Here is a 13,745-nt window from a genome sequence, read left to right as displayed (position 1 = left end):
ACGCGAACCCGCTCTGCGCGAATCCTCATGCAGTTCCCGCTGCTGATCGTTGCAGGCCGGACGTGATTTGCTTGCGACGAATGATTGGTTCCGCCCGCGCAGGGGTGTCACTACGCTTGGGCCTGTTTACGCAAGCATCGACAGGATTCAGTGGCCATGCACGCAACCCTTCGCTACAAAGGCTACGAAGTCGCGCCCAGTGCGCAGCGGCTTCCGAACGGCCTGTACGCCGCCAATCTGACGATCGGCACGCTGCCGAGCACGCGCCCGCGCGCGCACCGCTCGTTCGACGCGCTCGATTACTTTTTCGAGGAGCGCCACGCGCTCGCCTACGCGTGCCGATGGGCGCGCATGTGGATCGACGAACAGCGCCGCTGCGCCTGATCCGGCCCGAATGAAGGACGAATGAAGCACGCTTGAAGCGGCCATCTACGGTCGTCGCCAGCCGGTTCCGGCCTGCGCGCGCCAAGGCAGGATTTCTTACGAATGTGACAGAATAGGAGTCATATCACTGTCATTTTTACTGTATCCATGTCCGAAACCCTGACGCATCCAGAGGTAGGCGGCGATCACCTCACCGACCAGGACGCCGCGCTGCGTCGCTGGACTCACGACACGCCAGGGCCCATCAAGATCGGATCGGACGAACATCGCAAGATGTTCTGCCGGATGTTGCTCGACACCCACGATCCGTACCGTCCCGCCGTGCTCGACTGGCCGAAGCTCGAAGTCGATGCGCTGCGCCGCCTGACATCGCTGCCGATCTGGGATATCGCCGTGCAGACCGAAGGCCGCGCGTCGATCCGCGTGAAAACCTACGCCGCGACCGTGACCGAACCGCTGCTGCGCGAAGCCATCGAAATGGACGGCGACGAGGAAGCGCGCCACAAGGTCGTGCTCTCGCATCTGGTGCAGGCCTACGGCATCGAACTCGCGCCCGAACCGCATTACGCGCCGCCGAAAGACGCCGAATGGGCGTGGATGTTCACGGGCTACAGCGAGTGCATCGACAGCTTCTTCGCCTTCGGCCTGTTCCGCTCGGCGCAGCGTTCGGGCTTCTTTCCGGCGGAACTGGTCGAGACCTTCGAGCCCGTGATCCAGGAAGAAGCGCGCCACATTCTGTTCTTCGTGAACTGGGTCGCGTGGTATCGCAAAACCATGCCGTGGTGGCGCCGTCCGTGGCACTCGCTGCGCGTGGGCGCAATCTGGATCAAACTGATATGGGACCGCGTGGCGATCGCGCGCGGCATCGACGCCGACGGCGTGGCGCACGACTCGAACTTCCTGCCCGCGAACCGCGAGGTGCTCGGCGACGCGCTCAAGCCGCGCGAAATGATCGAACTGTGCCTGAAGGAAGACACCGACCGCATGAGCGGCTACGATCCGCGCCTGTTGCGTCCGACGCTCGTGCCCGCGCTCGCGCGGCTCGCGCTGCGCTTCATGAAGCGCTAGGCGAAGACGTCCGCACCGGCGCGCACGGTTTGCGCGATTGCGCGATTGCGCATGATTGCGCGCGCCCGCCGCGCCGCACAAGGAGGAGACTGCATGACCTGGACTGTCGACCAGCAGCTCGAATTGACCGCGACGCAGGCCGTCGACGCGATCCGCGCGGGCCGGCTCAAAGCCGCCGATTACGTCGCCACGCTGATTGCGCGTGCGCAGGCGCTCCAAAATCTCAACGCGCTGACCACGCTCGACGTGGAAGGCGCGCTCGCGGCGGCGCAGCGCATCGACACGCTCGGCGCCGCGGAACGCGCGCATCTGCCGCTCGCGGGCCTGCCCGTGGTGGTGAAGGACAACATCAACACGCGCGGACTGCAAACCTCGGCGGGCACGCCCGCGCTCGAAGGGTTCGTGCCCGCGCGCCACGCGCCGTCGGTGCAGCGTCTCGTCGATGCGGGCGCGATCGTGCTCGGCAAGGCCAACATGCACGAGCTGGCGTTCGGCATCACCAGCACGAATCTCGCGCCGCATGCGGGCCCCGTGCGCAATCCCTGGGATCCCGAACGAATTCCCGGCGGCTCGTCGGGCGGCACGTCCGCCGCCATCGCGGCGCGCATCGTGCCCGCGGGACTCGGCACCGATACCGGCGGCTCCACGCGCATTCCGGCCGCGCTCTGCGGCATCGTCGGCCTGCGTCCGAGCGTGGGCGACGGTGGCACGCAGCGCCGTTATCACGATCCGCAAGCCGTCGTGCCGATCAGCCATACGCGCGACACCGTGGGCCCGATGGCGCGCACGGTCGCCGACGTGGCGCTGCTCGACGGCGTGATCACCGGTCACGGCCCGCTCGCGGAAGCGGCCGTCGCGAATCTGCGCATCGGCTTGCCCGCGCCGTTCTGGGAAGGTCTCGAAGCGGCCACCGAAACAGTCTCGCGCGCGGCGCTCGCGAAGCTCGCGGCGGCGGGCGTGACGCTCGTGCCGATCGACATGGGCGACATCTTCGCGCTCAACGACCGCGTGAGCCTCGCGATCGCGCTGCACGAACCCATCGACGATCTGCAGGCGTGGCTCGCGGCCAATCACGCGCCGGCGCGCAGCGTGGCCGAGGTGGCGGCGCGCATCGCCAGCCCCGATGTGCGCGAGGCCTACGATGCGATCCTCGCCGACGCGCGCGGCAGCGACTATCAGACCGCGATGACCGTGTGGCGTCCGCGCCTGCAGCAGCGCTACGCGCAGACCTTCTCCGCGAAGGGGCTCGACGCGCTGCTGTTCCCGACCACGCGCCTCGCCGCCGTGCCGCTCGACGAACTGAACGGCTCGTCGCGCGTGTCGATCGACGGCGGCCCGCCCATCGACGAGATGGAGGCCTATCTGCGCAACACCGATCCCGCGAGCAACGCGGGCATTCCGGGGCTCGCGCTGCCGTCGGGTCTCGTCGAAGGTGACAACGGGCCGCTGCCGGTCGGCCTCGAACTCGACGGACCGGCAGGCAGCGACCGCCGCCTGCTCGCCATCGGTCTCGCCTTCGAGCGGATTCTCGGCAGCCTGCCCGCGCCCGCCCTCTGAGCACGACGGCCCAGTTTTCTTTCGCTCGACTTCCGCTACGCTTACGCCTTTTCGGCCGTGCGCCGTCAGTCGTAAGTGGCGTCGGCGCGGCCTGCGCCGACTATTGGTGCGACAAATTGGCGCACCAGATCGGCCAGACCTCGGCTAAACCCCTGCACAGCGTCTCCCGCTCACATTGCAACGCCGCAATCTGACGCACGCCGCCGCACGCAAAGCGCATCGCCGCTACAATGAGAACAGTTCTCATTTCAATATAGAAAGCTTCCCCATGCGTCTGACCGACCTTTCAAAAGGCGCAAGCGCCTTTGTCGCGCGCGTAGAAGACGCCTCCGCGCCGGACCCCATCGCCCAACGTCTGCGCGATCTGGGCTTCGTGCCCGGCGAGCCCGTGCGCGTGGTCGCACGCGCGCCATGGAGCGCCGACCCGCTGCTCGTGCAGATCGGCTCGACGCGTTTCGCGCTGCGCCGCGCCGAAGCCGAACGCGTGACCATCCAGATCGAAGCGATCGACGCCACCGACACCCAAGCCGGAGCCGCTGCATGAGCACGACGAACGCCACGCCGCTGCGCATTGCGCTCGTCGGCAACCCGAATTGCGGCAAGACCGCGCTGTTCAATCTGCTCACCGGCGCGCGCCAGAAAGTCGCGAACTACGCGGGCGTGACGGTCGAGCGCAAGGAAGGCCGCTTCGTCACGCCGTCGGGCCGCAAGGTGCAACTGCTCGATCTGCCCGGCGCGTACAGCTTCGATTCCGCGAGCCCCGACGAGCGCGTCACGCACGACGTGCTGATGGGCCGCTATCCGGGCGAGGCGATTCCGCAACTGGTCGTCTGCGTGGCCGACGCGACCAATCTGCGTCTGCATCTGCGCTTCGTGCTCGAAGTGAAGCGCATGGGCCGCCCGGTTGTGCTCGCGCTCAACATGATGGATGCCGCGAAGCGACGCGGCATCGTCGTGGACGCGGCAAAGCTCTCGCAGGCGCTCGGCATGCCGGTGGTCGAAACGGTGGCCGTGCAGCGCAACGGCGCGCAGTCGCTCGTCGATCTGCTCGAACGCGTGAACGCGGACGACGCCGCGCCGTCGCAAGCGGCAACCGCCGACATCGCACAGGACGCCGATCTGCACGTCGCCGTGCGCCGCATTCTCGCCGACGCCGTGACGATGCCGCGCGCCACCGACGCGCGCGACGACGCCATCGACAGCGTCGCGCTGCATCCGCTATTCGGCCCGCTGATTCTCGCGGTGGTGATGTTCCTCGTTTTCCAGGCGGTCTATGGGCTCGGCAAGCCGCTGACCGATTCGATCGGCGACGGCTTCGACTGGCTCGGCGGCATCGCGGGCGCGTGGTTGCCCGACGGCCCGCTGCGCAGCCTGCTCACAGACGGTCTGCTCACCGGCCTCGGCACCGTGCTCGGCTTTCTGCCCGAAATTCTCGTGCTGTTCTTCTTCATCCTCGTGCTGGAGGAGTCGGGTTATCTGCCGCGCGCGGCCTTCCTGCTCGACCGCATGATGGTGTCGGTCGGTCTCACGGGGCGCTCGTTCATTCCGCTGCTCTCGAGTTTCGCGTGCGCGATTCCGGGCGTGATGGGCACGCGCAGCATCTCCGATCCGCGCGACCGGCTCGCGACCATTCTCGTCGCGCCGCTCATGACCTGTTCCGCGCGTCTGCCCGTCTACGCGCTGCTGATCAGCGCGTTCATTCCGCACCGCATGGTGTTCGGCCTGTTCAACCTGCAGGGGCTCGTGCTGTTCGCGCTCTACGTGGCGGGCATCGTGGGCGCGATGGCGGTGGGCTGGGTGATGAAGCATCTGCGCCGCGACCGCACCGAACACGCGCTGCTGATGGAACTGCCGTCGTATCGCATTCCGCGCGCGCGCGACGTGGCGATCGGCCTGTGGGAACGCTGCACGATCTTCCTGAAGCGCCTGACCGGCATCATTCTCGCGCTGACCGTGATCATGTGGTTCGTCTCCACGTTCCCCTCGCCGCCCGCGGGCGCGACCGGCCCCGCCATCGACTACACGATCGCGGGCTATCTCGGCCGCGCGCTGGAGTGGCCGTTCGCGCCGCTCGGTTTCAACTGGCAGATGAGCCTCGCGCTGATTCCCGCGTTCGCCGCGCGCGAAACCGCCGTGGCCGCGCTCGCGACCGTCTATGCCGTGGCAGGCGGCGACAGCGATGTCGCCGCGCTCGGCCATACGCTCGCGCAGAATTTCTCGGTGGCGAGCGCGCTGTCGCTGATGGTGTGGTTCGCCTTCGCGCCGCAATGCATGTCGACGCTCGCCGTGATCCGCCGCGAGACGCGTTCGTGGCGCGCCGTGGTGGTGTCGTTCGGCTACATGTTCGTGGTCGCGTACGCGGCATCGTTCGTCACGTATCAAGTCGCGAGGTATTTCCTGTGAGCGCGAATCTGCTGATTCAATATGCCGTGATCGCCCTGCTCGTCGCCGCGAGCCTCTGGCAGGCGCTGCGCAAGCTCGCGCCGAAGACCGCTTCACGCGTGCAGGCGGGCGCGGCCGCGCCGCTGTTGCGGCCGCAACGCGGCGCCTTCGCGCAACGCGTGGGACGCTGGATCCAGCCGAAAGGCGCGACGGGCGATTGTGGCGACGGCTGCGGCACCTGTGGCACCTGCGGGCCGTCCGACGCGCCTGCGGAGCAAACTGTGACGTTTCATCCGCCGCGTAAATGAGCGGTGCGCAGGCACTGTGAATGTCGATGAAATAGCGGCCCGCCGGAGTAATTCGGCGGGCCGCTGCGTTTTATGCCGTGTTTTTATGGGCTGTTTCGCGAGGGCGATTAAATCGACACACGCATCCGCGCACACGCCCGACACACGCTTCCGCTACACTCCCCGCAGCAAGGCCAGCCCGCGCGCAGCGAAGCAGACTCGACGCAGCCAGTCGCGCGGCCCGTCCACGATCGAACTCGAATCGATCCACTACGCCCTTTTGCGCCGATGCCTCACGTTCCCGCTCTCGCCGCTCGTCGCCGCTCACGCATCGCGGCGCTCTCCGCCGCGTTCTCCAGTGCGCTGATCGCCGCCTTCGCCGTCACGGGCTGCGTGCGGCTGTCGACCTTCGACCCGAACGGACTCTGGAAAGTGGTCGGCGAACAATGCGTGCCCAACGCACGCGACAAGGGCGAGCCGGGTCCGTGCACGACGGTCGACTTCCAGAAGCGCTACGCGGTGCTCAAGGACATCAACGGACGCGCGCAATATCTGCTGATTCCGACCGATCGCGTCTCGGGCATCGAGAGTCCGGAGATTCTCTACGGCGGCTCGCCCGACTACTGGGTGGGCGCCTGGGACGCGACGCGCTACGTCAACGCGAAGCTGAAGACGACGCTGGCGCCGACGCAGCTCGGCCTCGAAATCAATGCAACGGAACGGCGTTCGCAGAATCAGCTGCACATTCACGTCGACTGCATGCGCGCCGATATCGCCGACGCGCTCGCGCCTTATCGACACGACGCACCCGGCGCGTGGCGCTGGGCGACGCTCGACGGCAAGCGCTATCGCATCACGCGCGTGACGAGTCTCGCCGATCGCAGCAATCCGTTCCGCGTGGTCGAGCGCGATCTGGACGCGAAACAAAGCATGAGTGCGCAAACGATTCTCGTGACGGGCGCGGGTCCCGATACGGCGCGCGACGGCTGGCTCGTCGTCAACAGCGGGCTCGATGTGGACAACGGCTCGGGCAGCGCCGAAGGTCTGCTCGATCACGCGTGCGCCATCGCGCGTCCGCAGTAACGGCCGCAATCACCTTCACGATAACGTTCACGACAACGCCTGTAATCCGCCGGCCTCGCCCTCGCGCGCAAGGCTCGCGAGCCAGCGGCGGATCACCTGTTCCTCGCCCGCCGAAAAGCCCTCGATCATCTGCGCTTCGAGCTTCTTCACGCGCGTGCGACATTGCTTGAGCAACGCGAGCCCCGCCTCGGTCACGCCGATCTGCTGAATGCGCCCGTGCACCGGATGCGGACGCCGCTCGATCGCGCCATCGCGCTCCAGATTGCCGACGATCACACTCACGGTCTGCGGCGTGAGCGCCGCGAGGCGCGCGAGATCCGCGCCGGAAATGCCCGGATAAGCCACGAGCATCGTCAACACCACGAATTGCGGCGGCGTGATGCCAAGATCGGTCAGCGCGCGCTCCATGCGCAAACGGTGCGCCGCGCCGGCCTGGCGCAGCAGATAGCCCAGATAACCGGCCTCGCCGCGCTTGCCTTCGCCTGGCGCGGGAATCCCGGCGTTGCCGGATGCCGCGCTTTCAGCCCCGATTTCTTCGGACCGTTTCGTCGTCTTGCGCATGATATCAGAGTTCGAATATGATGTTCGTGCTCTGATATTAACCGCCAACTTGCGCGAGGTCCAGTCATGTCCAGCACGTCCACCCGCATCAGCTATGACACGTTCGCCCACGAAGCCCAGTCGGTGGTGGCCGGACTCGTCACGATGAGCAAGGCCGTCGACGCCTCCGGCCTCGAAAAGGCGCTCACCGAATTGCTGAAGATTCGCGCCTCGCAAATCAACGGTTGCGCGTTCTGCATTCAATATCACCTCAATATCGCACGCGCGCTGCCCGGCGAGCCGCTCACGCGCACGAAGCTCGATCTGCTCGCGGCCTGGCATGAAGCGCCCGAGCACTACACGGCGCGCGAGCGTGCGGCGCTCGCCTATACGGAAGCGCTGGTTTCGCATCTGCACGAAGGCGTGAGCGATGCGCTCTACGCGGAAGTGGCGCAGCAGTTCCCCGGCATGCAGATGGCGTTTCTGACTGCGGCCATCGCGAACATCAACGCCTGGAATCGCATTGCGGTGGCGCTGCGATTCGCGCCGCCGGTGCCGGCGCCGATTAACTAACGCGGCCTGAAAGCGCACAAAAAAGAAGGCGTTCCGCATTCGCGAAACGCCCCAGGGTCACACGCTCTCACGCGTCAAACCATGTCTCGTGCCGATCACCGCAATCGCGTCATTCGGTTTCGAGCATCAGCAGTTGCGCGCCGTCCGCGACCTGATCGCCCACGCCGTAGAGCACCTCGGTGACCTTGCCCGCAGCGGGTGCGCCGATCGTGTGCTCCATCTTCATCGCCTCCATGACGATGAGCGGCGCGCCCTTCTCGACCACCGCGCCCGGCTCGACCAGCACCGCGATGACCTTGCCCGGCATCGGCGCGGTGAGACGCCCTTCGCCGTGCTCGGCGTCCGCCGCATGCGCGAGCAGGTTCTGCCATTCGAACGACAGCGCCGCGCCCAGACAGAACACATGAAACACGTCGCCGTCGATAAACACGCGGCCCGTCACGCGCGTATCGCCGATCGTCACGCCGTATTCATTCGCACTTGCGCCGCGCCACCACGTAAAGCGCTCGTCGCTTGCGGCACAGGCCAGCGTCTGCACGCCGCCGTCGTGTGCGAACGCGACTTCGATCGGCGTATCGCGTTCGAGGTCGCGCCACTTGAAGGTTTGCGTGAAGCCGCTGTTGAGCCGCCAATGCGCGAGCGTCTGCCACGGCGACGCCGTGTTCACGCCGCCGCCCTCGCGCCCGATCAGTGCCGCGCTCGCCAGCGCAAGCGCTTCGCGCAACGGTCTGTCGCGCGGCGCAAACAACGCGTCGTGATGACGCTCGATCAGCCCCGTGTCGAGATCGGCGTTCGCGAACGGTTCGCACGTCACGAGCCGATGCAGAAACTCGACATTCGTGCTCGGCCCCACCACCTCGCATTCCTCGAGCGCGCGCTGCATACGGGCGAGCGCGTCGGCGCGCGTCGCGCCATGCACGATCAGCTTCGCGATCATCGGATCGTAGAACGGCGTGATGGTGTCGCCCTCGCGCACGCCGCTGTCGATGCGCACGCTCGCGCGCTGGCCTGCATCGCCGAGCCGGAACTCGACGCCCGCGGGCATGCGCAGATGCTTGAGCGTGCCCGTGGACGGCAGGAAACCGCGCACCGGATTCTCCGCGTAAATACGCGCTTCGAGCGCGTGCCCCGTCACCGCGAGTTGCGACTGCGCGAGCGGCAGCGGTTCGCCCGCCGCCACGCGCAACTGCCACTCGACGAGATCGAGGCCCGTGATCATTTCCGTCACCGGATGCTCGACCTGCAAGCGCGTGTTCATCTCCATGAAGTAGAAGTTCGCGCCCGTCATGATGAATTCGACAGTGCCCGCGCCCACGTAATCGACCGCGCGCGCGGCGGCCACGGCGGCTTCGCCCATCGCGCGGCGCACGTCGTCGGCGAGACCGGGCGCGGGCGCTTCTTCGAGCACCTTCTGGTGGCGGCGCTGCACCGAGCAATCGCGGTCGAACAGATACACCGCGCCGCCGTGCGAGTCAGCGAACACCTGCACTTCCACATGACGCGGACGCTGCAGATACTTTTCGATCAACACGCGGTCGTTGCCGAAACTGCTCGCGGCCTCGCGCTTGCATGACGCGAGCGCCGCGGCGAAGTCCTCGCTGCGCTCGACCACGCGCATGCCCTTGCCGCCGCCGCCCGCGCTCGCCTTGAGCAGCACGGGATAACCCATCGCGTCGGCTTCGCGCTGGAGCAGCGCGGCGTCCTGATCGTCGCCGTGATAGCCGGGCACGAGCGGCACCGCCGCCGCATGCATCAGCGCTTTCGCCGCGGCTTTCGAACCCATCGCGGCAATCGCGGCCACCGGCGGCCCGATGAAAACGATGCCCGCTTCCTCGCAGGCTCGGCCGAACTCTTCGTTTTCGGAGAGAAAACCGTAGCCCGGATGGATCGCCTGCGCGCCCGTCGCTTTCGCCGCGGCGATGATGCGTTCGATACGCAGATAGCTTTGCGCCGCGCTCGCCTCGCCGATATGCACGGCTTCGTCGCAGGCGGCCACGTGTTTCGCGTTCGCATCCGCATCCGAATAGACGGCCACGCTCTTGACGCCGAGACGGCGGCAGGTGGCCGCGACGCGGCAGGCAATCTCGCCCCGGTTGGCGATCAGAATCTTGTTGAACATGTAGGATCTCGCGATATCTGGGCTTGCAGGACGATCAGGCGCGCCAGCGCGGCGTGCGCTTTTCGAGGAACGACGACACGCCGTCGCGGCCCTCGTCGCTCGCGCGGATGCGGGCGATGCGCTCGGCCGTGTCGGCGATCAGCGCGTCGTCGATCGGCTTGCTCGCGACGTCCTGCACGAGCTGCTTGCACTCGCGCACCGCGTTCGGGCTGTTGGCGCAAAGCGTCTGCGCGATGCGCTGCACGGTGGCGTCGAGATCGGCCGCGCTCACCGCTTCGCTCACGAGTCCGAGGCGCAGCGCGGTCGCGCAATCGAACGCCTCGGCCGTGACGAAATAACGGCGCGATGCCTGCTCGCCCAGCGCGCGAATCACATAAGGCGCGATGGTCGCGGGCATCAGACCGAGCCGCGCTTCGGACAGGCAGAAGTTGACCGTGTCCGCGGCCACCACGATATCGGCCGTGCAGACGAGGCCCATGCCGCCCGCGTAGGCGTCGCCCTGCACGCGCGCGATGACCGGCTTCGGGCAGCGATACACGGCGGCGAGCATCCGCGCGAGGCCCATCGCATCGGCGCGGTTTTCCGCATCGGAATAGCCCGCCATCTTGCGCATCCAGTTCAGGTCCGCGCCCGCGCAGAAAGCCTTGCCGTTGCCCGCGAGCACGATCGCCCGCACGTCGTCGCGCGCGCCGAGCGATTCGAACGCGGCGCTCACTTCGGCGATCATGGTTTCGTTGAACGCGTTGCGCACGTCGGGCCGATTCAGCGTGACGGTCGCCGTGTGATTCGCGATATCGACCAGCAATGTTTCGTATTGCATCGTCATAGCTTCGTCTCCGTGGCGCCGCTCACATGCGGAACACGCCGAAGCGCGTCTCTTCGATGGGCGCATTCATCGTGGCCGAAAGCCCGAGGCCAAGCACGTCGCGCGTTTGGGCGGGATCGATCACGCCGTCGTCCCACAGGCGCGCGCTCGCGTAATACGGATGCCCCTGGCGTTCGTACTGATCGCGAATCGGCTGCTTGAACGCCTCTTCGTCCTCCGCGCTCCATGCACCGCCTTTCGCCTCGATACCGTCACGACGCACCGTCGCCAGCACCGACGCCGCCTGCTCGCCGCCCATCACCGAAATGCGCGCGTTGGGCCACATCCACAGGAAACGCGGCGAATACGCGCGCCCGCACATGCCGTAATTGCCCGCGCCAAACGAGCCGCCGATGATCACCGTGAACTTCGGCACTTTGGCCGTGGCCACCGCCGTCACCATCTTCGCGCCGTTGCGCGCGATGCCTTCGTTCTCGTACTTGCGTCCCACCATGAAGCCCGTGATGTTCTGCAAAAACACGAGCGGAATCTTGCGCTGGCAGCACAGCTCGATGAAGTGCGTGCCCTTGAGCGCCGACTCCGAAAACAGAATGCCGTTGTTCGCGACGATGCCGACCGGATGCCCCCAAATGTGTGCGAAGCCCGTGACGAGCGTGGTGCCGTAGCGCGCCTTGAATTCGTCGAAAGCCGAGTCGTCGACGATGCGCGCGATCACTTCGCGCACGTCGAAGGGCTTGCGCGTATCGACCGGAATCACGCCGTACACGCTCTGCGCGTCGTAGCGCGGCGGCAGCGGCTCCTTCAGCGCGAGCGAGGGCGTCTTCACGCGATTCAGATTGCCGACGATCGAGCGCGCGATGGCGAGCGCATGCGCGTCGTTCTGCGCGAGATGATCGACCACGCCGGACAGGCGCGTATGCACGTCGCCGCCGCCGAGATCTTCCGCGCTTACTTCTTCGCCCGTCGCGGCCTTCACGAGCGGCGGACCGCCGAGAAAAATCGTGCCCTGATTCTTCACGATGATCGACTCGTCGCTCATGGCCGGCACATACGCGCCGCCCGCCGTGCACGAGCCCATCACCACGGCAATCTGCGGAATGCCCTGCGCGGACAGATTCGCCTGGTTGTAGAAGATGCGGCCGAAGTGATCGCGATCGGGAAACACCTCATCCTGATTCGGCAGATTCGCGCCGCCGGAATCGACGAGATAGACGCACGGCAAGCGGTTCTCCTGCGCGATTTCCTGCGCACGCACGTGCTTCTTGACCGTGACCGGATAGTAGGTGCCGCCCTTCACCGTTGCGTCGTTGCAGACGATCACGCACTCCTGGCCCGCGATACGGCCGATGCCCGTGATGACGCCCGCGCCCGGCGCATCGTCGTTATACATGCCGTAAGCGGCGAGCTGCGAGAGTTCGAGAAACGGCGTGCCCGGATCGAGCAGTTGCGCGATGCGCTCGCGCGGCAGCAGCTTGCCGCGCGACACGTGTTTGTCGCGCGCCGCCGCGCCGCCGCCCAGCGAGAGCTTCTGGATCTTCTCGCGCAGATCGGCGACCAGCGCATCGAGCGCCGCGGCGTTAGCCTTGAATTCGTCCGAGCGTGGATTGAGCTTCGATTCGATGATCGGCATCGCGGTGTCCTGTCCTTGCCTGTCTTGACGATAGTTAGGATTACATGGTTTCCACGAACAGTTCGCGGCCGATCAACATGCGGCGAATCTCGCTCGTGCCCGCGCCGATTTCGTAAAGCTTCGCGTCGCGCCAGAGACGTCCGACCGGATACTCGTTGATATAGCCGTTGCCGCCGAGGATCTGAATGGCTTCGCCCGCCATCCACGTGGCCTTTTCGGCGGTATAGAGGATCACGCCCGCGCAATCCTTGCGCACCTGGCGCACGTGTTCCTTGCCGATCGTGTCGAGTTGGCGGCCCACGGCGTAGAGATACGCGCGGCACGCCTGATACGTCGTGTAGAGGTCGGCGACCTTGCCCTGAATGAGCTGGAATTCGCCGATGGCCTGACCGAACTGCTTGCGCTCGTGAATGTACGGCACGACCGAATCCATCACGGCGGCCATGATGCCGGTGGGACCGCCCGCGAGTACGGCGCGCTCGTAATCGAGCCCGCTCATCAGCACCTTCACGCCGCCGTTGAGCTGGCCGAGCACGTTTTCTTCAGGCACTTCCACGTCCTGAAACACGAGTTCGCCCGTGTGCGAGCCGCGCATGCCGAGCTTGTCGAGCTTCTGCGCAACCGAAAAACCCTTCATGCCTTTTTCGACGATGAACGCCGTGATGCCCTTCGCGCCCGCCTGCGGATCGGTCTTCGCGTAGACCACGAGCGTGTCGCAATCCGGCCCGTTGGTGATCCACATTTTCGTGCCGTTGAGGACGTATCGATCGCCCCGCTTCTCGGCGCGCAGCTTCATGCTGACGACATCCGAACCCGCGTTCGGCTCGCTCATTGCGAGCGCGCCCACGTGTTCGCCGGAAACGAGCTTCGGCAGATATTTGCGCTTTTGCGCTTCGGTGCCGTTGCGGTGGATCTGGTTCACGCACAGATTCGAGTGCGCGCCATACGACAAGCCGACCGACGCCGATGCGCGCGAAATCTCTTCCATCGCCACCATGTGCGCGGTGTAGCCCATGTTCGCGCCGCCGTACTCCTCCGCGACCGTCATGCCGAGCACGCCCAGGTCGCCGATCTTGCGCCACAGGTCCATCGGGAACTGGTCGGTGCGATCGATCTCGCCCGCGCGCGGGGCGATCTCCTTCGCCGCGAAGTTGGCGATGCTGTCGCGCAGCATTTCGACTTCTTCGCCGAGCGGGAACTGCAAACCGGGTACGTTGCTCATCTGTCTGTCTCCTGAGTGCGGGCGCGGGGTTGGCCGCGCAGGGCGCATGCTGTCCTCTTCGTCGCCCATTTCAC

General features: G+C 66.3%; 13 protein-coding genes. 8 read left to right on the top strand and 5 right to left on the bottom strand.

Annotation, left to right across the window (positions count from 1 at the left end; all coding sequences use genetic code 11):
* The first annotated feature begins 156 nt into the window (after positions 1-156).
* From BMY06_RS02180 to BMY06_RS02150, 7 genes are all read left to right on the top strand, one after another.
* The gene (locus tag BMY06_RS02180) at positions 157-384 is read left to right on the top strand and encodes a transcriptional regulator (protein WP_074981318.1); all 228 of its coding nucleotides are present in this window, start codon (positions 157-159) and stop codon (positions 382-384) included.
* 147 nt (positions 385-531) lie between these two features.
* Positions 532-1,452, top strand: coding sequence for an aminomethyltransferase (locus tag BMY06_RS02175; protein WP_065057686.1), 921 nt, complete (start codon positions 532-534; stop codon positions 1,450-1,452).
* A 93-nt stretch (positions 1,453-1,545) separates the two neighbouring features.
* Positions 1,546-3,009, top strand: a complete 1,464-nt coding sequence (iaaH, locus tag BMY06_RS02170) for an indoleacetamide hydrolase (RefSeq protein ID WP_065057685.1) — start codon at positions 1,546-1,548, stop codon at positions 3,007-3,009.
* A gap of 268 nt (positions 3,010-3,277) precedes the next feature.
* Positions 3,278-3,553 (top strand): FeoA family protein, encoded by a 276-nt coding sequence (locus BMY06_RS02165; protein ID WP_065057684.1) that lies wholly within the window; start codon positions 3,278-3,280, stop codon positions 3,551-3,553.
* Entirely contained in the window at positions 3,550-5,412 is a 1,863-nt protein-coding gene (feoB, locus tag BMY06_RS02160) for a ferrous iron transporter B (protein WP_074981316.1), read from the top strand. The genes BMY06_RS02165 and feoB overlap by 4 nt, the downstream gene beginning before the upstream one ends.
* Positions 5,409-5,699, top strand: a complete 291-nt coding sequence (locus BMY06_RS02155) for a DUF6587 family protein (protein ID WP_065057682.1) — start codon at positions 5,409-5,411, stop codon at positions 5,697-5,699. The genes feoB and BMY06_RS02155 overlap by 4 nt, the downstream gene beginning before the upstream one ends.
* 267 nt (positions 5,700-5,966) lie before the next feature.
* On the top strand, positions 5,967-6,761 hold the full coding sequence (locus tag BMY06_RS02150; RefSeq protein ID WP_080180818.1) for a CDP-diacylglycerol diphosphatase: 795 nt from the start codon (positions 5,967-5,969) through the stop codon (positions 6,759-6,761).
* 27 nt (positions 6,762-6,788) lie between these two features.
* Here BMY06_RS02150 and BMY06_RS02145 read toward each other — a convergent pair whose 3' ends face one another.
* Positions 6,789-7,322: a MarR family winged helix-turn-helix transcriptional regulator gene (locus BMY06_RS02145; RefSeq protein WP_074981314.1), complete on the bottom strand. Its 534-nt coding sequence runs from the start codon at positions 7,320-7,322 to the stop codon at positions 6,789-6,791.
* A 66-nt stretch (positions 7,323-7,388) separates the two neighbouring features.
* Between BMY06_RS02145 and BMY06_RS02140 the strand changes: the two genes are divergently transcribed.
* On the top strand, positions 7,389-7,874 hold the full coding sequence (locus BMY06_RS02140) for a carboxymuconolactone decarboxylase family protein (RefSeq protein WP_074981312.1): 486 nt from the start codon (positions 7,389-7,391) through the stop codon (positions 7,872-7,874).
* Positions 7,875-7,983: 109 nt separating this feature from the next.
* Here BMY06_RS02140 and BMY06_RS02135 read toward each other — a convergent pair whose 3' ends face one another.
* The 4 genes from BMY06_RS02135 to BMY06_RS02120 are packed head-to-tail and all read right to left on the bottom strand — an operon-like array spanning position 7,984 to position 13,671.
* A complete protein-coding gene (locus BMY06_RS02135) occupies positions 7,984-9,993 on the bottom strand; it encodes an acetyl/propionyl/methylcrotonyl-CoA carboxylase subunit alpha (RefSeq protein ID WP_074981310.1) in 2,010 nt (669 codons plus the stop codon).
* 34 nt (positions 9,994-10,027) lie between these two features.
* Entirely contained in the window at positions 10,028-10,813 is a 786-nt protein-coding gene (locus tag BMY06_RS02130) for an enoyl-CoA hydratase/isomerase family protein (RefSeq protein WP_074981398.1), read from the bottom strand.
* Between the two features lie 28 nt (positions 10,814-10,841).
* Positions 10,842-12,449, bottom strand: a complete 1,608-nt coding sequence (locus BMY06_RS02125; RefSeq protein WP_074981308.1) for a carboxyl transferase domain-containing protein — start codon at positions 12,447-12,449, stop codon at positions 10,842-10,844.
* A 40-nt stretch (positions 12,450-12,489) separates the two neighbouring features.
* A complete protein-coding gene (locus BMY06_RS02120) occupies positions 12,490-13,671 on the bottom strand; it encodes an isovaleryl-CoA dehydrogenase (RefSeq protein WP_074981306.1) in 1,182 nt (393 codons plus the stop codon).
* Positions 13,672-13,745 lie beyond the last annotated feature (74 nt).

Origin of the sequence: Paraburkholderia tropica (genome assembly GCF_900109265.1) — a bacterium.
GTDB lineage: Bacteria > Pseudomonadota > Gammaproteobacteria > Burkholderiales > Burkholderiaceae > Paraburkholderia > Paraburkholderia tropica.
The sequence above is the reverse complement of the archived record's forward strand: the minus strand, read 5'-3'. Positions and strand labels throughout refer to the sequence as shown.